Raw genomic sequence first — 19,143 nt, 5'->3', positions numbered from 1 at the left:
GAAAGCGAGCGGAATGCTTCGGAAAACAACAGTAGAGTCACAGTGCCAAATGAAAAAAGCGAGGTATTCAACGATTTACTCGTTAAATACCTCGCAATGTGAGAAGATATAGACTTTTTCAGTGCCCTCAAAAGCTGAGGCATCTTTTTTTTGTAGCGATAAGCCCAGATTTAATAAATAGTGTAGGATGAAGAACCCCCCTACTGATTAAAGTTTCCCTTAATTTTATTTTTAGTCCTGAATTTTTATTCTCCTTTTTGGTTAAAAAGTCAATACTTCATAATAGTTTTATAGTATAATTATCCTAAAGTCATCTATAAAGCAGTAGATGGAGGAAATTATTTAGAGCTTTAGAAGGGAGTTATGATGTGGAAATTTAATGAGGATTTTTCATTTGTGAAGCAAGGTAATCAATTCATCCTATTATCAATGATTTTAATAATCGTAATGGGTTTGGGTAGCGATAAATTTTATGGGATATTTGGAGAGAACAATTATGTAACGATTCATTTAATGATGGAAATGCTCATAACTGTAGTGACAATGTCTATTTCCATTCAGACATGGTTAATTACGCCGTATATTTTATCGAACAGAGTGCTCTATATTGGGGCATTATTTTTAACGATTAGCTTATTAGAAATGGCGCATGCACTTTCCTATAAAGGAATGCCATTTTTTATTACAGAAAGTACGCCGTATGCATCAACATGGTTTTACATGTTTTGTCGATTACTATTATCGATTGGTTTTCTCATTATTTTTTTTGTAAAGGAAAAGGAAATAAAATCAAGTTATCGTTGGTTTATTTATAGCTTGCCATTTGCCATAATCACTTGTTGTTTTGGCGTTCTCTATGGTCCAACGCCAATTTTGCCCCCACTTATAATGGAAGGTGAAGGTCCAACTGATTTAAAAAATATTTTACAATATACAGCTGTTGCGCTTCAGTTGGTGATTATGGTTCTATTACTTAAAAATTTTAAGAAAGCACCTAAAATTATATTTTTATTATTATGTAGTTCCATTTATTTAATCATGAGCGATTTTCTTTATACAATTTATCAAGATGTTTATGATATTAAAAACTTCATTGGACATATTTTTGAGTTAGGTGCTTCTTATCTTTTATTTAGAGCTATTTATTTTTCATCTATCGAAAAACCTTTTCAGCAGTTAGTTGATACACAAGAGCATTTAGAAAAATCTCGCGAAAAGATGCATCATATGGCTTACCATAATGAGATTACGAATTTACCAAATGAACGTTTTTTAATGGAATCATTAAAGAAGGATTTATACATATCTAAATCCCAAAAGGCAATTCTTGCGATCGGTATAGAAAGAATTTCTGCGATTAAAGCGTCTTTAGGTAGTACATATGCAGACCAAATGATATGTCTAATCGCGCAAAGATTGAAAAATGTTTTACCAGAGAAGTATTTACTGTGCTTGCTGAGAGAAGATTATTTTGTCGTTTATATTGATGAGGTGAATAATACCCATCAATTGACACAGCTTAGTCAGCAGCTTCAATATGTCATGGAAGAATCATTCCAAATACAACATTTTTCTCTCAATAGTCAATTAAATATTGGTGTTGCTTTATTTCCAACAGATTCTTATAGGGAAGAGGAACTTGTTAGATTTGCACTCTATGCTATGCATGAAGCGCAGAAATCTCCAACTCGTCTACGCTTTTATGAGTCCTCAATATCTAAAAAGACGACGGAGCAACTTTTATTAGAAAATGATTTACATGATGCACTAGCGAATCAAGAGCTTTTTTTAGACTATCAACCACAACTAGATTTACATACGGGCCAAATTAAGTCAGTAGAGGCTTTAGTCAGATGGCAGCATCCAAAGAAGGGGTGGATTTCGCCGGGAGTCTTTATCCCAATTGCTGAGGAATCGGGATTAATTATTCCTATCGGACAATGGGTACTAGAAACAGCCTGTCAACAAGTAAAGGAATGGGAGGCAGCGGGATTGCCACCGATTAAAGTAGCGGTCAATCTGTCATTAGGTCAACTTTTTCAGCAAAATTTAGTTGAGATAATTCATCATGTTCTTGAGAAAACACAATTAGAGCCGAAATATTTGCAGCTAGAGATAACAGAGAGTATGACCATCAATATAGATCATATGACGACGATTTTACAAAAATTGAGGGCGCTTGGGGTTACGATTGCAGTAGACGATTTTGGGACAGGCTATTCATCATTATCTTATTTAAAGGATTTTCCTATAGATTGTTTAAAAATTGATCGATCTTTCGTTCAGAAAATACATTCGAACTCTACAGATAAAGCATTAGTTGACATGATTCTCTCTATGGCAAAGCATCTACAGTTAAAGGTAGTTGCAGAAGGAATAGAAGAGATAGAACAGCTGACTTATCTATTAGACGGTAAATGTGATACTGTACAGGGCTTCTTATTCAGTAAACCTGTACCTCCACATGTATTTCAGGAGAACTATCAAACGCTTCACAAAAATGCAAAGTTTATTTTAAATTCAATTTCTACATCTGAAGTATAAAATGTTCATACAACATCCTTGTTTCATCTTTTGGCGAGGATGTTTTTTAGTTTGCTTGAAAAAGTATGAGAGCCTACATGGCAGACCTATACACTACCCGTTTCTTTCTATTCTACAATCATGGTATGATAGTGAAGAAATGATTTGTAGACATAAAGGACGGGTTTTTTCATGGCACAAGAAGTGGCAAATAAATTTATTGAAAATGTATGTAATCATTTAGTGCGCAATATGAATATTACGAAGGTTGAGAAGCACTTTAAAGAAGTAATAGAGATGCAGCGTAAATCAGCACAGTCTCAAATTGATTTTTGGGATATGTTAATGATGAATATGCTGTATTTTACTGAAAATGAGCAAATTTGGGAAAAGGAATTTTTGAAGATGCTCGAAAAGAAAGAATGGTTAAAGACCACTGTACTTGAAGAAGAACTATTGATGCATCAAATGCGAATTCGTCAGCAAGTTGCAGAACAAATGGATGCCGCTAAAGAATTGTTTCATAAGCAGTATAAGACAGACAATGTGACAGAGGAAGATATTGTTTACGATTATGCTTATAGCTCTGCTGGACATTCCATGCGCATAGATTTATTAACGGTACTTGTCTCAACTCCAGAGCAATCAAAAGTGCTATTTAACGCAGATCCACAAGAAACGATTCGTATAATTAATGGCTATATTGCTTATCACACTGACGGGATTATAAATAAAACAAAATTACTATAATATGACTCATTACAAAAGTTGAGATATTAGTTGTCATGTATATAAGTCGATCGCAGTACATTGAGTGAACTGATAAAGAACACGTTCTATTATGACGATTTCGTACATAAAAACATTGTGTTCCAAGTGTCTGCTCGTAGATCCCAAAACTATTTATGATAACGAAGCAATCCTGTTTTTGTCTAACTATTTTTTGCAGTATAATAAGGTGACACTAAGTTCACCTGAAAGGAATTTTTGCATGAATACACCATTTACATTTAAACATACACAACCAACGAATATGAATCCAAATAGAAAATATCCAGCGATTTTTTTATTGCATGGTATGGGAAGCAATGAAGATGATTTACCACAATTAGTGCAGGACTTTAAAGAGCAATGTCATATCTTTAGTTTACGAGGACCTATTACGCAAAAGCCTGGCTATGCTTTTTTCACAATCCAAGACATCGGTAAACCAGACCGTGAAATTTTCGATAAAGTATTAGTGGCTCTACAACGATTTGTGTTAGAGGCAATTGATGAATATCAAATTGATCCACATAAAGTGTACATGCTTGGATTCAGTCAAGGAGCAGTTTTGGTACAGTCACTTGCTTTTGCAATGGGTAATTTAATTACAGGAATAGTAGCTTTAAGTGGCTACACGCCAAAATTCGTGACAGAGGAATATGCAATTCGCCCAATCAATCACTTACATGCATTTATTTCTCATGGAGATTATGATTATGTCATCCCGTCGCAATGGGGCGCTGAAAGTAAAGAACTATTTGAGCAATTTGGAGCTACTGTGACATTTAAGCAGTATCCAGACGGTCACGGTGTTACACCAGAAAATCTACGTGACCTAACTGAATTTTTAGCACAGCAATTACAAGATAATCTTCAATGAACTAAAAAGCCGAGACACGAATGATGTCTCGGTTTTGTTTTTTTTAGTAAATCAATCAAGCTCTATTTTGATAAGCTTCGATCTTTGTTAGTCACTGCAGCGACTGCATCGTGAATCGTTGTTTCAAAATGATTGCTTTGTAATGAGGATACACCTTGAATAGTTGTTCCTCCTGGTGAGCATACCTGATCTACAAGTGCCCAGGGATGTTCCTGAGATTGTATTATCATTTTGGCACTGCCGAGTACTGCATTTGCTGCAATATCAAGAGCCATGCTTTTGGGCATTCCTTCACGAACAGCAGCACGTGCTAACGCGTCAATATACATATAGGTGAATGCTGGTGAAGCACCACCGATCGTTGTAAATATGGAAAATAGGTGTTCAGGGACCTCGATAATTGTACCAACTGTTTCAAACAGTGAAATGACAGACTGTAGCTGCATATCTGATACTTGTTCACTTGCTGTAAAGCAGCTTGTAGAGGCACCGATAAGTGCATTAATGTTTGGCATTACACGAATAATGGGGGTAACTTCAGATAGATAACCCTGAAAATATGAAATATTTTTACCTGCAGCAATGGAAACAATGACATGGTTGTCTTGTAAATGCTTTTTCACCTCTGGTAAAACATCTGGTAACATTTGGGGTTTGACACCGAGGATAATGACGTCACAATTCGACATAATATCTTCAATAGAGCTTGCGGCTTGAATACCGTAAGAGGTTGTTAATTTTGTTGTTTTTGCTTTGGTACGATTATAGCCATAAATAAAAGTAGGATTAAAATCTCCGCTTTTACACATTCCTTTAATAATGGCCGTTGTCATATTTCCAAGGCCGATAAATCCGTATTTCACGTGATAGACACTCCTTTATATAGTTAAAAGCATACACCTTAGTATAGAGTAGATTGTTTTACTTGAATAGTAATATGCAAAGAATCAAGCCAATTAGGTTCAAATTCATGTCAGTCGGTGGTATCATAGAAGATGTTGTGAATGAACGTGTATCTCTATGTTCTTTAGGTAGAATATAAAGAGTAAGAAAATCATGTACTTTATGTGAACATTGAGACAGACTCTATCTAAAAGAGGTAGAATAATAATTTGATATGTCTAACTTATTTCAGCGAAATCGGCAGTTACAAATGTTTTTTGTAGCATCCTATAGATGGTGATAAATGCGGGTGTAAGTGCCAAAATCCGCTGAAGATATCAAGGATCGGCAAGGAGTTTTTAGTGCAAGCACAAAGGCAGATTCCGGACGCATAATTAATCGCATGCAAAATTTGTCGCTTTCTAATGGTAAAGCGTGTAGAAATTAAGAGAGAAAAGGAATTAAGATGAATGGAACAAAATCTAAAAACGGAGCATAAACTACAATCTTCCAAGAAGTCCTCGCGCTCGTCTATTTTAGCGCAGACAGTAAAAACAGGGATCATTAAATCCAATTTAATTCCTATGTGGGCTGGTTTAACGCTAGGTATGTACAAAAATAAAATGACTTTTGTAGAGAATATACCTGAAATTATTTTCGCAACGATTGGCTCAGCGCTCGTTATTGGTGCTGCTGGAACATTTAATAATGTGTATGACCGAGACATTGATGCTATAATGCCTCGTACGCAAAGTCGACCAACTGTAACTGGTGAAATGTCAGCTAAAACAGCGTTAACTTTAGCTTTTGCTATGCTTATTCTCGGGGCAGCTTTGTTGGCACTTGCTTCACCATTAGCTGCAGGATTTGGTCTCTTAGGGGTATTTTTATATGTAGTACCTTATACAATGTGGACAAAACGTCGCACGATTTATAATACGGAAATAGGGAGTGTAGGAGGGGCGGTCCCTGCTTTAATTGGTTGGGCAGCTGTTTCTTCTGATATTACACATCCTGCGATACTTGGCCTATTTTTAGTTATGGTTATTTGGCAGATGCCTCATTTCTATGCCATTGCCATTCGTAAGCATGCTGATTACGAAGCAGCCGGTGTTCCAATGCTTCCGGTTGTGAAAGGAATGCGTCGTACTTATTATCAATCGAACTTTTATTTAATCTTATTGATATTATCAAGCTTTTTATTTGGCACTTTAAGTGTTGGTATTATGCTTGTTGCTCTATTGCTAAGCATTGCATGGCTTGTGATGAGTATTTACGGATATCATAGTAATAAAGATCAAATAAAGTGGGCGACAAAAATGTTTGTTTTCTCACTTATCCATATGACAATTTTATTTACAACAGTGATTGTGTACTCTTTAGTAGGTGTTATTTTTAAATTGTATTAAAACTTTTAGCTTCATTTTAGCACGAAAAGCCAACAGGTTATTCTACACTTGTTGGCTTTTCCTTTTCCACTGATATTATTTGATGACTTGGCCATTCTAATGCGTGTAATTGCCCTCCAAAAACAGCTCCACCATCTATACCAATGATATTATTTTCGCCAAAATAGACACTGTAATCTGTTGGATTATGGTGAAGTCTATAGGTAGGTGTATGGCCAAAGATTACAGTTTTTTCACCTTGATAACCTACATGAAACTCTTCACGAATCCATAAAAATTGCCAGGGATCTGTTTCTGCTAAAGCTAGGCCAGGAACTACACCGCCATGTACAAAAATGGCATCTTCTAATTCGATATAAGTATCAAAGGTTTCGATAAGCTGTAAATGTTCTTCGAGTTTGGGTATAGATTGAATAAAGCTAGGTAATGTCTCATTTTCAATGACTTCCTTAAAATCTTCTAACTGATAACCATAGCTTGCAAGAGTTGCCTCACCACCGCAAAGTTCCACCCAATGATTCCATGGCTTAGGTTCGCCAGAGCGACAGGCTTTTAGCATAATGGCTTCATGATTTCCTAATAGCACACGTGCACCTTGTGCTTGCAATTCTCCGACTAAGTTTAAAACACCACAAGATGCAGGCCCACGATCAATATAATCACCAAGTAAAAATAACTGATCTTGCACAGTATCATAATTAGCTTTTAATAATAATTCTTCAAAAAGTTCTAATTCCCCATGTATATCACTAATTGCTAGTATTCGATCCATAAAAGAGCATCCTTTCCAGTATTAGAGAAGTTATTATTTAGTATAGAGAATAGTGTTAGAAATTTCGACTAATGAAACTTTTAACCAGAAGTTTAGTTGTCATGTTATTACGCCATACTATCGGTTTCTAGTTATACTTTATCATATGACGAAGTGATTTCATTACTGTATTCATTCGTCTAGGTCTGGAATAACGAAGGGAGAGAATTTGCTATTATATTATAGTAGAACTAGGAGAGGAGAGAGTGAGAATGCAAGATAGTAGTACAACAAAACAGGAGATGAATATTGAAGAAAACGAGCGCCATCACTGGCAGTATTGGCAGGATCCTAGTACTTCTGCGCATAACGTAGAGGTATTTGGATGTAATGCTTCTACGTTATGTGCGAATACAGTACAATAATTATTCTCGGAAATTTTCCCATGATTGCCTAGCTATTGACTCGTCGAATGTTGATAGTAGTCGATAGTTGTTTGTATCTAAAATTCGAAAATGCTGACTAATGACATTTTGTTGTAGACGATAACCTTTGTACTCGCTAAGATTTTTCCACCATATGTATCCACCCATCGTCTTTTCCTTAGGATATAATGTTCCGTTATTAGCGATTAAGTCGACAACCTCAAGTGGGTCCCCGCCAAGCTCATGCTGTAAAATGGAGCTTTCTCTGCATAATGCACAAACTGCCACCGTTGTAGTCCAGCCAGTATAAATACGACCTTTTTCAATTTGAACAAGTGTTTTTTTAGAAAGTCCTAGTAAATCACTCATCTGATCCTGTGTTAAATCTTTTTCGGTACGGATTAATTTCAGTTTTTCCGAAATAAGTGTGATTAATTGTTCACGATTCATCCAAACACCCTTTCTTTCAGATCATCAAATACCATTATACATGAAAGTGGTAGGAGATGTTTTTTGTTACGAGGGTGACTATAGTTAAATAATGGGGAAAATGCTGACTATTTGAATCGTAAAAACAGACTATCCGCAATTTATTGGACAGTCTGTTAAATATTTAAATCTCGTATTTTTTCGTGTCAGAAATAACGCGGAAATGGATACCTTTAATTTGAGCGCTTACTTTATGACGTAGTGTATCAATATCTACGAGCTTATCATTTTCATTGACACATTCTGCAATCTCTTGTAATAGCTTCGTAAATGCCTCTTTGAAGAGTAAACGCATATTATCAAAATCTAGGCTACGGAAGTTTCCGTCAATATCAAATGCCTCCACTGAATTTAATTGCTTGGAAGCACCAGCAAAACGATCATCGTATACTGTGTAGTTTTCATCGGTTACTACGATAATATATAATACTTCACCTGTAATTGTTTTTAATTCAATGTTAGTTTTGTGTTTTTTGACGTCGGTAATGATATGAATACCATCCGAATGATATAGTTTAAACAATTTCATATGTATTGCCCCCTGAAAATAGAATCATATCCATATATTTATTATATATGGATATGCCTAATAATGGAATAAGAAAAAAGTATTTGGAAAAACTAAAATGGTCCCATTTGAACGATCCTATGGAGATAAAATTGTTATAAACTATTAAGAAAACCATATCAGTCAGAATAGGCCTCTAATACAGTAGGCACTATATTGCGAAGGGGACGAACTTCGATGTAATGAATACGATGGCCTTGCTGCTCATAAATACTAAATATATAAGGGGCCAACTCAATATTTTTAGTTGCTTTAATGCCATTATTTACTGTTAAAAACCAACCGCCCAATGTTTCGACTTCATCTGCTTCAAGTGTTACATTTAATAGTTTTTCAACATCCTCAATGAGCATTTTTGCGTTTAAAATATAGTGATTGTCACTTACTTTTCGGATTTCTGCAATTTCATCATCATCAAACTCATCGCGAATCTCACCTACTATTTCTTCTAAAATATCCTCGACGGTTACAAGCCCTGATGTCCCGCCGTATTCATCCATTAAAATAGCCATATGAATGCGCTCTTTTTGCATACGCACAAGTAATGCTTGAATAGGAATCGTTTCAATGACTCGTATAACAGGATTAATGAAATCTTCAAGGATTAATGAATCATCTGTAAGTTGCTCAAGCAAACAGTGTGTAAACAATTCCTTAACGTTGATAAAGCCTAAAATATTATCACGATCACCATCATAAACAGGATAACGAGTATAATTTTCAGCGGCGATAAAATGAATCATATTTGTAAAAGATTCATTTTTTTCAATGCCAACAATCTCTGTTCGAGGAACCATAATTTCACGAGCAATACGTTCATCAAATTCAAAGACATTATTCACAAACTTTAGCTCTGTTTTATTGATTTCACCACTTTCAAAGCTTTCAGATAGCAGTAATCGTAATTCTTCCTCTGAATGTGATAACTCATGCTCTGAAGCAGGCTTCATACCAAATAGGCCAATTAATACTCGAGCTGAGCCGTTTAAGAACCAAATAAATGGATACATCACTTTATAAAACAACATAATAGGTTTGGCAAAATGGAGTGTAATCAATTCAGCCTTTTGAATCGCAGCAGTTTTTGGTGCCAACTCACCGACGACAACATGTAAAAATGTTGCGATGGCAAAAGCACTACCAATTGTAAAAATCGTCATATACTTATCTGAAATGCCTATCAAGTTAAATAGAGGGTGGAGCATAAATTCAAATGTTTTTTCTCCGACCATCCCGATACCAAGCGCTGTTACAGTAATACCAAGTTGACAGGCAGATAAGTACTCGTCTAAATGATTGACAACATACTTTGCAGATACGGCTTTTTTATTGCCCTCCGCAATTAATTGGTCAAGCCTTGATGAACGTACTTTTACAATAGCAAACTCCGTTGCTACGAAAAAGCCAGTTAATGCTAATAAAATTGTAAAAATCGATAAGTTGAGTATGGTCTCCAAATAGTCGTTCTGTATGAACAGAACGTCACCTCCTAATTATGAATAAGTAACAGTAAAGATTGCATGAGTGCAATGCTTTCGGGTGAAACATTTTTTTTGATTTTTTCAATATTTTTGTTGTCTTGTTTGTTTATTTGTTCAAGTAAAGAAGTTACATCCTGCTCTAGGTCTTGCATTTTTACACGTAGCATTTGTACATCAATTTCTTCATGTGGAGCGATGTTTAGTTCATGTTGGATATCAATAAGTGAAAGACCTTGCCGTTTGCGTTGCTCGATATACTGAAGTCTTTCGATCATTGCAGGAGCATAGTAGCGATAATTGGATGCAGAACGTTCGGCTTCTAATAAGCCGATGTTTGTATAATAGTCGATTGTTCTTTTTGTAATGCCTGTTTTTTCTGCAAGCTCGCCAATTTTTAATCTCTCTGTCCCAATGCAAACACCTCCAAACCATCACGTGATACTTTTATTATAACTTGTTGGTTTTGAAAGTTTCAATTAGGAGAGTCCGATATTTCAAAATTGTAAGATTTTTTTGGTAGAGGGGCTTATTTGCTCAAGAACATCGAATAGACGCTTGTACATCTACTGTTGCTGTTCTTTCGCACAAAAAATTGTTACTGAAGTTTCGTTTTCGCTAGAAATTAAAAGTGGTTGGAGTGAGGCTAAGGCGACTCCTTGGTGTTCGTCGGACGTCTCGGGAAAGCACTCAGTCGCAATTCTTTGTTTGTTTAAAATTGTTTTTTTCACTTGCCGGTTAGGTGAAGAAAAATTGGAACATCACATCATTCCGTTCGTCTTACTATAGATTGGATTATTAAGATTAAAAGGAGAGGATAATGTGTTGTATGAATTTAATCGTAGAGTATGAAAAAAATGTATGCAATAGTATCTATCGCATACATTGTTATTTTTTGCTCATGTGTCTTTTAAATGATTCGATTCTTTTGCAACTTCTTATTCTTCTTTTGTCATTGTACCTATAGATAATTTTATTTCCTTCGCCCTCTAAAGAACTGCCACCGGGCGAGATTATTTTAGGTGCAGATGTTCTATTTATATTTTGGACATCAACAATACAATTTTTTATTATGAGCGTATTAACAGTCGTTTTATATTTATTTCACAGACTATTTAAATGTAGTAATAGCAACGATCTTTTAGAAAAAATAAAAAAACAAGCTCATATATTAAAATTTGCTACCGATAATTTACATAATGTCAATCGTTACAGTGAATATGGAGGTTATTATGAAGAAAGTATTCAAACTCATCACTATATTGCTCGCGGTAGTACTTGTTTTTTTTCTGTGCCTACACTTACTTATCGTGTCTCAAGGCAAAAATACTGCGATAGAAAATGCAGATTACCTCATTATTTTAGGTACACGATTATCGGGGGATCAACCGTCTAGTCTGCTGTTCGAGCGCATTACGACCGCAGCTGCCTACTTAAAAGAAAACGAAAATACAATGGCAATCGCTTCTGGTGGTCAGGGACAGGACGAAATTGTGTCTGAAGCTTCTGTAATTAAAGAATCATTAATGCAATTAGGTATTGATGAACAACGAATCATCACCGAATCCAATTCTACTCGTACTCTTGAAAATTTTCAGTATTCAATGGATTACATAGACAAAGATTCCACAGTTGTAGTTGTAACTAACCGATTCCATCTATATCGAGCCGAATCCATTGCTGAAGATTTAGGACTTAACGTTACCGGCTTACCAGCTGCAACACCATCAGAATTTCGTATTAAGTACTACTTTAGAGAATATTTAGCTATCGTGAAGTATTATTTAGAAAAAATACATATCCTCACCTAGCATCACAGCCTTAGAACAAGCTGTAACTAGTCAATAACACTAACAATTAAACAAACAATTTTCGATTTGCGATATATTAGAACAAAAAGACAGAATTTAATCTAGACGTTTTGTAGATTAAATCTGCCTTTTTTTTAAACAATCTTTGAAAGAACAGCCTTGTTTAAAGGCTACGGAGCTTATTTTTGTAAATATGTATCATATAGATGATGAAGAGCGTCCTCGCCAGTCATTTCTAGAATTGTTTCGTCATTAAAAATAAGTGTTACATTTGTGAGAGCGCTATCAATTTTATTGTTGTTTATAGTGCATGTTACCTTTACTACACCTGTTTCTGCTAGTTGTTTTTTCTTCGTATCATCCCACGGTTGCTCAGAAAATAGTGGTGCTTTCCAAGTGCCTCTCACATGAAGCTCACTTTTTTCAGCGTCATAATCCCAGCGTACGTCACGTAAAATAGTTTTAAATAGGTCATTAACCGTAAAAGATGTATCTTTATAGTTAATGGCAATTGCTCGTACAGCATGTACATCACGACTAACTGCACTGGCTGCATTTTCTGCTGCTGAATTTATGCCTGAAACCGCGTCTTTAATTTCTGATAATCGATTACCACAGCCAGTGAGCAACGCGCAAAGACATGTTATACAAGCTACCTTTGTCATCCATCTCACAAGTAGTCCCTCCAGTTTTGTAAGTTGATACTACTATATTAACGAAAAGAAAACTATGAAAAAAGGGCATGGAGGCGGCAGATTGTGACGGTTTTGCAACTATGCGAACTCCGCTAGAATATTCGAGAAATTGGAAGTTTAAGTATCTGAAAATTCAGTGAAAAAACTAAGGGAAGGGAGCGGTTTGTGATGAAGATTAATGATGAATTACTTGAGCGATTAGGAACTTATTTTGTTTACCATGCTGTTTATGAAAATTATGGCATTACCTTTGAAAATTTTGTGGAGCGTTGGTTACGAGGGATACTTGATGTATAAAGAAGAAGAGTCGTGTTCAATACATGAACACGACTCCATTTTGTTTATTTAAAATAATTTGTGATAAAATGGTTGGCTTCTTGCCAGTTATAAACACGTACAACATTGTCCGGAACAGCAAGACGATTATACGGAGTGTCAAATAATACAACCGGTATTTTTAATTCCTCTGCAAGCATAACCGCATTATCATGCTTATCTTCAAAAAATGCATCTACACCATGTTTTTTTGCTACGGAAATTTTATCATGACTACCGATAAGCTCGATATGATCATACGGAATAGATTGTGATTTAAACCAATTTACCGTAACATCTGATACATTCTCACCACGAGCAGAGATGTAATAAAGTTCGTAGTTTTCTTTCCACGTATTTAAAATATCTTTCGCATCTTTTGCTGCCTCAGAAACTTCATACATAAATGGTTCATTTTCTTTAAACCATGTATTAAATGCTACACGATCAACAGGATGAGGAAATGCTGATAAAAAATCATATTCGCACACATCGTCGAGTGTAATATTTATATTGTATTGTTTATTAATATGTGGAATGAGAGTACTAGGACATGTTACTGTTCCATCGATATCAATACCAAAGCGAGGCTTTTTCATACTAGCACCTCCTTAGGCGTTCGCTTTTGCTGCTTCTTCAGCAGCACGTTTTTCTGCCATTTCAGCTGCTAATTTATCGATTTCTTTTTTCAACTCTTCTACCATTGTTTCTTCAGGCACTTTACGAACAGTTTTGCCCTTCATAAATAGTAAACCTTCACCACGAGCACCAGCAATACCGATATCGGCTTCACGTGCTTCACCAGGACCGTTTACCGCACAACCAAGAACAGCTACTTTTAATGGTACATTAAGTGTCGAAATATATTCTTCTACTTCATTGGCAATTGAAATTAAATCAATTTCGATACGACCACAAGTTGGGCAAGAAATAAGTGTTGCCATATTAGAAGCGAGACCGAATGATTTTAATAGCTCACGTGCTACTTTCACTTCTTCGACAGGGTCTGCAGATAGTGAAATACGTAACGTATTACCAATACCTTTTGATAGGATTGCGCCAAGGCCAGCCGCTGATTTTACAGTACCCGCAAATAATGTACCTGATTCAGTAATTCCTAAATGCAGAGGATAATTAAAGGCTTTAGCCGCTTTCTCATAGGCCTCAATCGCTAGATTTACGTCTGATGCCTTCATCGATACGATAATATCGTGGAAGTCCAAGTCTTCCAAAATTTTAATATGGTGAAGGGCAGATTCTACCATACCGTCTGCAGTAGGGTAACCATATTTTTCTAAAATATGACGCTCTAATGAACCAGCGTTTACCCCGATACGGATAGGAATACCTTTAGCCTTAGCTGCATTAACAACAGCTTCTACTTTTTCCTTACGCCCAATATTACCTGGGTTAATACGAACTTTATCGATACCATTTTCAATTGCTTTTAATGCTAATTTATAGTCAAAGTGAATATCAGCTACTAATGGAATATTAATACGTTTTTTAATATCTGCTATCGCATCAGCTGCACGTTCATCTGGTACTGCGACGCGAACGATTTGACAGCCTGCTTCCTCAAGACGAAGAATTTCTGCAACTGTTGCTTCAACATCATGTGTTTTTGTTGTACACATACTTTGAATGAATAATTCATTACTACCACCTATTGTTAAATTACCGACACGCACGGGACGTGTATTTGTACGGTGACAAATTTCACTCATTAACTTTCTCTCCTTTTCGGGCCATACTTTCGACCGTCACTGACATTTATTTTAGCAGTGTAAGAAAATAAGGACAAGGAAGAAACGTTAACTTTTCATTTTCCGCATTTGTTTTCTAATTCAAATGACAGAGGAAGCTTAATATTTTCATCAGGAACAAGAGTCTGTAATTGTAAATGTGGATTTAATTCATAAAATAGTTGCAAGCGTTCAGGGAAGGTCATTGGTACTTTGGCGGGATGAAGTGCAAATAAACTGTGAATCGAATCGCCTTGAATAGTCTGTACAGTAATATAATTTGGCTCTCGCTGCTTTTCACAAAGGGCTTTGTCAGTATCTTTCGGATAAATGGCAGCAAGATGTAATGAACCTTCTGTTAAATCTACTTTTATAACAAAAGCAAAAATAATAATGATAGCTGTTAACACAAAAGCACGCAAAAAATCCCCTCCTTTTCTACACTATATTTAGAAGAGAGGGGATTCATGCACATTATTTTTTGATTGGTTGTTTTGGATACTTTGTGATGGCTACGATTAGTAGAGTCACAGTTAGAAATAAAGAAAAAATAGAGATAATTGTACTGTTAATCGGTAGATAATCTGCTAGCATACTTATTAGAATTGCCCAAGTCATGGCAAATGTCGTAGTACGCCAAATGTGACGGTATTCACCGCGACGCTTCATGACTTTTAAAATCAGTAGACCTGCTACGGCATAGAGAGCAATTTGTGCAAAAATAAGCATCGTTGTAAAAACAAAAAGCATAATGAATGTCACGGGATACAATACCCATTTAACGTCTTCTATGTATTCAGTAATACCATTTAAACTATTCATATCAAATGCATCAACAGACATTCCAGCCGTAAAACGACCAAAAGAGAAAACTGTAACAACAGTAATTAGAAGAAAGGTATATTGAATGACCTTTCCAATCGGTAATAAACGATAGGCAGCAAGTTTTTTTGGATGAATTAAGCTATCGATAAATAGTTGTGAGTGTTTCATAAGCATATCTCCTCCAATCGCTATTCTACCATGTTCAACTTTGACAAGATATGAAATAAGAAATAATAACTGAGAATACGATAATGAAATGTTAATATTGTGTAAAGAAGTTAAAGGTTTTCTTTACTTTTTCTATACTATCATTTAAAGATTAGGAATAGAGAAGTAGAGATGTAGGAATTGGAGCGAATACAATTGACAATAGATTGGCAAAGCATACTGTTTCAATTTTTAGGCGGTTTAGGAGTCTTTTTATTTTCCATTAAATTTATGGGGGATGGGCTTCAAAAATCAGCAGATGATCGACTGCGTGAATGGTTGAATCGTTTTACAACAAATCCTTTAATGGGCGTGTTAGTGGGCATAATTGTGACGATTTGTATCCAGTCGAGCTCTGCAACGACGGTGATTACGGTTGGGCTAGTGAGTGCAGGTTTTTTAACATTACGTCAAGCAATCGGTGTCATTATGGGGGCAAATATTGGAACGACCATAACCGCTTTTATTATTGGTATTAATATCGGCATATATTTTTATCCGTTATTGGCAATAGGTGCAGGGTTGTTATTTTTCTTTAAGAAAGCGACGTATCAGTATATCGGGCAAATATTGTTTGGCTTCGGGGGATTATTTTTAGGATTAGAGTTAATGAGTGCAAGCATGCAGTCACTCCATCAATTAGCGGATCTAGCATCATTAACCCTTCAACTAAAGAATCTGCCCATTGTAGGGATTTTTCTAGGGGCAGTTTTTACATTGCTTGTCCAAAGCTCAACAGCAACTGTCGGTGTGCTACAGGGCTTATATGCTGAGCATTTGATTGGCTTAGATAGTGCTTTACCTATTTTATTTGGTGAAAATATAGGAACGACCATTACAGCAGTATTAGCTTCACTGGGTGCTTCTATATATGCTAAACGTGCAGCGGCGGCACATGTGTTATTTAATATTATAGGTACGATCATTTTCATGGTGTTCTTTACACCCTTTATGCATTACGTACAGTGGATTAGTGGGCTATTCCATTTAGAAGCTAAAATGCAAATAGCGATTGCGCATGGCTCTTTTAACATAATTAATATGATGATTCAGCTGCCATTTATCGGAGGGTTGGCTGCACTTGTCACAAAGCTAGTTCCTGGGCATGATGGAAATATTGATGTGACAACGAAGCATTTAGATCCATCATTCATTGATTCCTCTCCGGCGATTGCACTCGGGCAAGCGAAGGAGGAAGTGTTACGTATGGGGGAACATGCACTGCATGGTTTAGAAGAAACATTTTTATATATGAAAACAGGCGAAACTGCTCATATTCCTACAGTTTTACAATTAGAAGTAGCGCTCAATCATTTAGACAAGGAAATCACGAATTATTTAGTGATGGTGTCTAAGCAGCCACTTTCTCGAGCAGACTCAGTAAGACACCATACACTTCTAACAAATGTACGAGACATTGAACGTATTGGCGATCATTTTGAAAATATTTTAGAGCTTTTACAATATAAAGATCATCATGAGGTAAGTTTAAGTAAGTCAGCGCGACAAGATTTAATAGGCATGTTTAGCTTGGCGATTGAAGCTGTACGAAAGAGCATAGCGGCTCTGGATACAGCTAGTTTGAGCTTGGCGCAGGAAGTAACGGAGCTCGAAAGCTTGATAGATGATATGGAAGATAAGCTAAGACAAAAGCATATTGCGCGCTTAAATACGTATGAATGTAATGGAGCGGCGGGAATCGTCTATACGGATATTATTAGTAATTTAGAACGAATAGGAGACCATGCTGTAAATATAGCTGACTCTATTTTAGGAATTAGACATTAGATCAATTGCGCCTTGACGTCATTGTAGCTGACGCTGCGCTTTCGCTACAGGGAAGATTTGTAGCTGACGCTGCGCTTTCGCTACAGAAAACATCTGTAGCTGAAGTTGCACGTACGATACAAACGAAAATAACTGAAACCTATAGCTTTGTAAATCCGTAAAATAGGCAATGCACGATAAAAGGAGAGAATTTTCATGGAAGTTGTTGGTTGGATCTTAGTGATTGCCTGCTTTATCATTTCATTCGTTGGATTGGTATACCCGATAATTCCAGGTGTGATTTTTTTAATCGGTGGTTTTTTAGTATATGGATTATTTTTTTCATTTGCGGAGCTAAGCTGGTTGTTCTGGGCGACTGAAATACTATTTGTTGTCATTTTATTTATTGCTGATTCTGTAGCAAATGCCTTTGGTATTAAAAAATTTGGTGGTTCAAATGCTGGTATGTGGGGGAGTACCATTGGTTTATTAATTGGACCGTTCGTCATTCCGGTAGTAGGTATACTAATCGGTCCATTTTTAGGAGCTGTGATTGCAGAATTAATCGTGGAGCGTCGTACATTCAAAGAGGCTGTGAAAAGCGGTGTTGGCTCTCTTGTTGGCTTCTTAACATCAACAATCGCAAAAGCAGTCATTCAAATCGTTATGATTGTCGTGTTCTTTATAGCGGTTTTCCTCCTATAGTTAGCAATTTAAATTCTTTCAGCTGGTGTCCAAACATCCGTTGAGAGAAATTAAAGCCTGCGGTGGATGTCACTCCTTTCCAATTCCGGATGCAATTATGCCGAGGCATAATTGCTAAAACAACAGGGTAGTATAGTAAACGTATTGGCTTTTCAGTCAAAAGGCTGAAATCTTTAATTTGAAGTATTTTTCGTTGAATGGTTTGACCAATTTTGATAATCTAAGAATGTATTAATTATTTCTTTATTTTAGGGAGGAACTTAACAATGGCTTACGAATTACCACAATTAACTTACGCTTATGACGCATTAGAACCACATATCGATGCAAAAACAATGGAAATTCACCATTCTAAACACCACAATACTTATGTAACAAACTTAAACGCGGCAGTAGAAGGCACTGAATTTGCTGAAAAAGACATTAACGATCTTATCGCAAACATTGATGCTCTTCCAGCTGACAAACAAACTGCTGTACGTAACAACGGTGGTGGACATGCTAACCACTCATTATTCTGGGAAGTAATCGCTCCAGGCGGTTCAAAAACTCCAGTTGGCGAAGTTGCAAAAGCAATCGATGCTAAATTCGGTTCTTTCGATGCATTCAAAGAAGAATTTGCAAAAGCTGCTACAACTCGCTTCGGTTCAGGCTGGGCTTGGTTAATCCTTGATGGTGACTCAGTTGCTGTTACATCTACTCCAAACCAAGACTCTCCAGTTATGGAAGGTAAAACGCCAATCCTAGGCTTAGACGTTTGGGAGCATGCTTACTACTTAAACTACCAAAACCGTCGTCCAGATTACATCGGTGCATTCTGGAACGTAGTAAACTGGGATGTAGTAGAAGCTAAATTCCAAGCTGCAAAATAATTAATCTTTATTAAAAGGCTATGTCAAAGGT

21 protein-coding genes are annotated in these 19,143 nt (G+C 36.2%); 10 read left to right on the top strand and 11 right to left on the bottom strand.

Annotated elements, in window-relative coordinates; all coding sequences use genetic code 11:
• Positions 1 to 363 precede the first annotated feature (363 nt).
• The 3 genes from ACIQ7N_RS21560 (at position 364) to ACIQ7N_RS21550 (ending at position 4,168) form a co-directional block, all read left to right on the top strand.
• Positions 364 to 2,544 carry a bifunctional diguanylate cyclase/phosphodiesterase gene (locus ACIQ7N_RS21560; protein ID WP_402936077.1) on the top strand — a complete coding sequence of 727 codons (2,181 nt, stop codon included), beginning with the start codon at positions 364 to 366 and terminating at the stop codon, positions 2,542 to 2,544.
• A 171-nt stretch (positions 2,545 to 2,715) separates the two neighbouring features.
• Positions 2,716 to 3,273, top strand: coding sequence for a hypothetical protein (locus tag ACIQ7N_RS21555; RefSeq protein WP_402936075.1), 558 nt, complete (start codon positions 2,716 to 2,718; stop codon positions 3,271 to 3,273).
• Positions 3,274 to 3,514: 241 nt separating this feature from the next.
• Positions 3,515 to 4,168 (top strand): alpha/beta hydrolase, encoded by a 654-nt coding sequence (locus ACIQ7N_RS21550; RefSeq protein WP_402936073.1) that lies wholly within the window; start codon positions 3,515 to 3,517, stop codon positions 4,166 to 4,168.
• Positions 4,169 to 4,230: 62 nt separating this feature from the next.
• Here ACIQ7N_RS21550 and proC read toward each other — a convergent pair whose 3' ends face one another.
• Positions 4,231 to 5,031 carry a pyrroline-5-carboxylate reductase gene (gene proC / locus ACIQ7N_RS21545; RefSeq protein ID WP_402936071.1) on the bottom strand — a complete coding sequence of 267 codons (801 nt, stop codon included), beginning with the start codon at positions 5,029 to 5,031 and terminating at the stop codon, positions 4,231 to 4,233.
• 489 nt (positions 5,032 to 5,520) lie between these two features.
• Between proC and cyoE the strand changes: the two genes are divergently transcribed.
• Positions 5,521 to 6,459, top strand: a complete 939-nt coding sequence (cyoE, locus tag ACIQ7N_RS21540; protein ID WP_402936069.1) for a heme o synthase — start codon at positions 5,521 to 5,523, stop codon at positions 6,457 to 6,459.
• A gap of 37 nt (positions 6,460 to 6,496) precedes the next feature.
• Here cyoE and ACIQ7N_RS21535 read toward each other — a convergent pair whose 3' ends face one another.
• Positions 6,497 to 7,231 (bottom strand): metallophosphoesterase, encoded by a 735-nt coding sequence (locus ACIQ7N_RS21535; protein ID WP_402936067.1) that lies wholly within the window; start codon positions 7,229 to 7,231, stop codon positions 6,497 to 6,499.
• Positions 7,232 to 7,482: 251 nt separating this feature from the next.
• On the opposite strand from ACIQ7N_RS21535, the gene ACIQ7N_RS21530 reads away from it, so the two are divergent.
• Positions 7,483 to 7,635, top strand: coding sequence for a hypothetical protein (locus tag ACIQ7N_RS21530; RefSeq protein ID WP_402936065.1), 153 nt, complete (start codon positions 7,483 to 7,485; stop codon positions 7,633 to 7,635).
• Here ACIQ7N_RS21530 and ACIQ7N_RS21525 read toward each other — a convergent pair whose 3' ends face one another.
• The 4 genes from ACIQ7N_RS21525 to ACIQ7N_RS21510 all read right to left on the bottom strand — a co-directional run bounded on the left by ACIQ7N_RS21525 (position 7,636) and on the right by ACIQ7N_RS21510 (position 10,565).
• On the bottom strand, positions 7,636 to 8,085 hold the full coding sequence (locus ACIQ7N_RS21525) for a helix-turn-helix transcriptional regulator (RefSeq protein ID WP_248716512.1): 450 nt from the start codon (positions 8,083 to 8,085) through the stop codon (positions 7,636 to 7,638).
• Positions 8,086 to 8,248: 163 nt separating this feature from the next.
• A complete protein-coding gene (locus ACIQ7N_RS21520) occupies positions 8,249 to 8,653 on the bottom strand; it encodes a hypothetical protein (protein ID WP_400936335.1) in 405 nt (134 codons plus the stop codon).
• A 158-nt stretch (positions 8,654 to 8,811) separates the two neighbouring features.
• On the bottom strand, positions 8,812 to 10,149 hold the full coding sequence (locus tag ACIQ7N_RS21515; protein ID WP_402936062.1) for a hemolysin family protein: 1,338 nt from the start codon (positions 10,147 to 10,149) through the stop codon (positions 8,812 to 8,814).
• Positions 10,150 to 10,181: 32 nt separating this feature from the next.
• Positions 10,182 to 10,565 carry a MerR family transcriptional regulator gene (locus tag ACIQ7N_RS21510; RefSeq protein ID WP_402936081.1) on the bottom strand — a complete coding sequence of 128 codons (384 nt, stop codon included), beginning with the start codon at positions 10,563 to 10,565 and terminating at the stop codon, positions 10,182 to 10,184.
• Positions 10,566 to 11,402: 837 nt separating this feature from the next.
• Between ACIQ7N_RS21510 and ACIQ7N_RS21505 the strand changes: the two genes are divergently transcribed.
• Complete coding sequence (locus ACIQ7N_RS21505) at positions 11,403 to 11,981, top strand: YdcF family protein (protein WP_402936060.1); 579 nt, start codon at positions 11,403 to 11,405, stop codon at positions 11,979 to 11,981.
• A 179-nt stretch (positions 11,982 to 12,160) separates the two neighbouring features.
• On the opposite strand, the gene ACIQ7N_RS21500 is transcribed toward ACIQ7N_RS21505, so the two are convergent.
• Positions 12,161 to 12,646, bottom strand: coding sequence for a hypothetical protein (locus ACIQ7N_RS21500; RefSeq protein ID WP_402936079.1), 486 nt, complete (start codon positions 12,644 to 12,646; stop codon positions 12,161 to 12,163).
• A gap of 198 nt (positions 12,647 to 12,844) precedes the next feature.
• On the opposite strand from ACIQ7N_RS21500, the gene ACIQ7N_RS21495 reads away from it, so the two are divergent.
• Complete coding sequence (locus ACIQ7N_RS21495) at positions 12,845 to 12,973, top strand: hypothetical protein (RefSeq protein WP_256469430.1); 129 nt, start codon at positions 12,845 to 12,847, stop codon at positions 12,971 to 12,973.
• 44 nt (positions 12,974 to 13,017) lie between these two features.
• Here the strand turns inward: ACIQ7N_RS21495 and ACIQ7N_RS21490 are convergent, their stop codons facing one another.
• The 4 genes from ACIQ7N_RS21490 to ACIQ7N_RS21475 all read right to left on the bottom strand — a co-directional run bounded on the left by ACIQ7N_RS21490 (position 13,018) and on the right by ACIQ7N_RS21475 (position 15,729).
• Positions 13,018 to 13,590, bottom strand: a complete 573-nt coding sequence (locus tag ACIQ7N_RS21490) for a 5' nucleotidase, NT5C type (protein WP_248716508.1) — start codon at positions 13,588 to 13,590, stop codon at positions 13,018 to 13,020.
• A 12-nt stretch (positions 13,591 to 13,602) separates the two neighbouring features.
• The gene (ispG, locus tag ACIQ7N_RS21485; RefSeq protein WP_132356763.1) at positions 13,603 to 14,718 is read right to left on the bottom strand and encodes a flavodoxin-dependent (E)-4-hydroxy-3-methylbut-2-enyl-diphosphate synthase; all 1,116 of its coding nucleotides are present in this window, start codon (positions 14,716 to 14,718) and stop codon (positions 13,603 to 13,605) included.
• 95 nt (positions 14,719 to 14,813) lie between these two features.
• Complete coding sequence (locus ACIQ7N_RS21480; protein WP_402936058.1) at positions 14,814 to 15,158, bottom strand: hypothetical protein; 345 nt, start codon at positions 15,156 to 15,158, stop codon at positions 14,814 to 14,816.
• 52 nt (positions 15,159 to 15,210) lie between these two features.
• Positions 15,211 to 15,729, bottom strand: coding sequence for a DUF1189 family protein (locus ACIQ7N_RS21475; protein WP_402936056.1), 519 nt, complete (start codon positions 15,727 to 15,729; stop codon positions 15,211 to 15,213).
• A gap of 195 nt (positions 15,730 to 15,924) precedes the next feature.
• On the opposite strand from ACIQ7N_RS21475, the gene ACIQ7N_RS21470 reads away from it, so the two are divergent.
• From ACIQ7N_RS21470 to ACIQ7N_RS21460, 3 genes are all read left to right on the top strand, one after another.
• Positions 15,925 to 17,556 carry a Na/Pi cotransporter family protein gene (locus tag ACIQ7N_RS21470; protein WP_402936054.1) on the top strand — a complete coding sequence of 544 codons (1,632 nt, stop codon included), beginning with the start codon at positions 15,925 to 15,927 and terminating at the stop codon, positions 17,554 to 17,556.
• 195 nt (positions 17,557 to 17,751) lie between these two features.
• The gene (locus tag ACIQ7N_RS21465) at positions 17,752 to 18,240 is read left to right on the top strand and encodes a DUF456 domain-containing protein (RefSeq protein ID WP_402936052.1); all 489 of its coding nucleotides are present in this window, start codon (positions 17,752 to 17,754) and stop codon (positions 18,238 to 18,240) included.
• Between the two features lie 266 nt (positions 18,241 to 18,506).
• Positions 18,507 to 19,112: a superoxide dismutase gene (locus ACIQ7N_RS21460; protein ID WP_402936050.1), complete on the top strand. Its 606-nt coding sequence runs from the start codon at positions 18,507 to 18,509 to the stop codon at positions 19,110 to 19,112.
• Positions 19,113 to 19,143 lie beyond the last annotated feature (31 nt).

This window comes from Lysinibacillus sp. NPDC095746 (genome assembly GCF_044763535.1).
Taxonomy (GTDB): domain Bacteria; phylum Bacillota; class Bacilli; order Bacillales_A; family Planococcaceae; genus Lysinibacillus.
The sequence above is the reverse complement of the archived record's forward strand: the minus strand, read 5'-3'. Positions and strand labels throughout refer to the sequence as shown.

Bases quoted from the DNA above. Each gene is read 5' to 3' on its own strand.
- ACIQ7N_RS21460 (WP_402936050.1), top strand. From the start codon at position 18,507: ATGGCTTACGAATTACCACAATTAACTTACGCTTATGACGCATTAGAA.
- ACIQ7N_RS21505 (WP_402936060.1), top strand. From the start codon at position 11,403: ATGAAGAAAGTATTCAAACTCATCACTATATTGCTCGCGGTAGTACTT.
- ACIQ7N_RS21530 (WP_402936065.1), top strand. From the start codon at position 7,483: ATGCAAGATAGTAGTACAACAAAACAGGAGATGAATATTGAAGAAAAC.
- ACIQ7N_RS21550 (WP_402936073.1), top strand. From the start codon at position 3,515: ATGAATACACCATTTACATTTAAACATACACAACCAACGAATATGAAT.
- ACIQ7N_RS21465 (WP_402936052.1), top strand. From the start codon at position 17,752: ATGGAAGTTGTTGGTTGGATCTTAGTGATTGCCTGCTTTATCATTTCA.
- cyoE (WP_402936069.1), top strand. From the start codon at position 5,521: ATGGAACAAAATCTAAAAACGGAGCATAAACTACAATCTTCCAAGAAG.
- ACIQ7N_RS21490 (WP_248716508.1), bottom strand. From the start codon at position 13,590: ATGAAAAAGCCTCGCTTTGGTATTGATATCGATGGAACAGTAACATGT.
- ACIQ7N_RS21495 (WP_256469430.1), top strand. From the start codon at position 12,845: ATGAAGATTAATGATGAATTACTTGAGCGATTAGGAACTTATTTTGTT.
- ACIQ7N_RS21525 (WP_248716512.1), bottom strand. From the start codon at position 8,085: ATGAATCGTGAACAATTAATCACACTTATTTCGGAAAAACTGAAATTA.
- ACIQ7N_RS21475 (WP_402936056.1), bottom strand. From the start codon at position 15,729: ATGAAACACTCACAACTATTTATCGATAGCTTAATTCATCCAAAAAAA.
- ACIQ7N_RS21535 (WP_402936067.1), bottom strand. From the start codon at position 7,231: ATGGATCGAATACTAGCAATTAGTGATATACATGGGGAATTAGAACTT.
- ACIQ7N_RS21560 (WP_402936077.1), top strand. From the start codon at position 364: ATGATGTGGAAATTTAATGAGGATTTTTCATTTGTGAAGCAAGGTAAT.
- ispG (WP_132356763.1), bottom strand. From the start codon at position 14,718: ATGAGTGAAATTTGTCACCGTACAAATACACGTCCCGTGCGTGTCGGT.
- ACIQ7N_RS21500 (WP_402936079.1), bottom strand. From the start codon at position 12,646: ATGACAAAGGTAGCTTGTATAACATGTCTTTGCGCGTTGCTCACTGGC.
- ACIQ7N_RS21520 (WP_400936335.1), bottom strand. From the start codon at position 8,653: ATGAAATTGTTTAAACTATATCATTCGGATGGTATTCATATCATTACC.
- ACIQ7N_RS21555 (WP_402936075.1), top strand. From the start codon at position 2,716: ATGGCACAAGAAGTGGCAAATAAATTTATTGAAAATGTATGTAATCAT.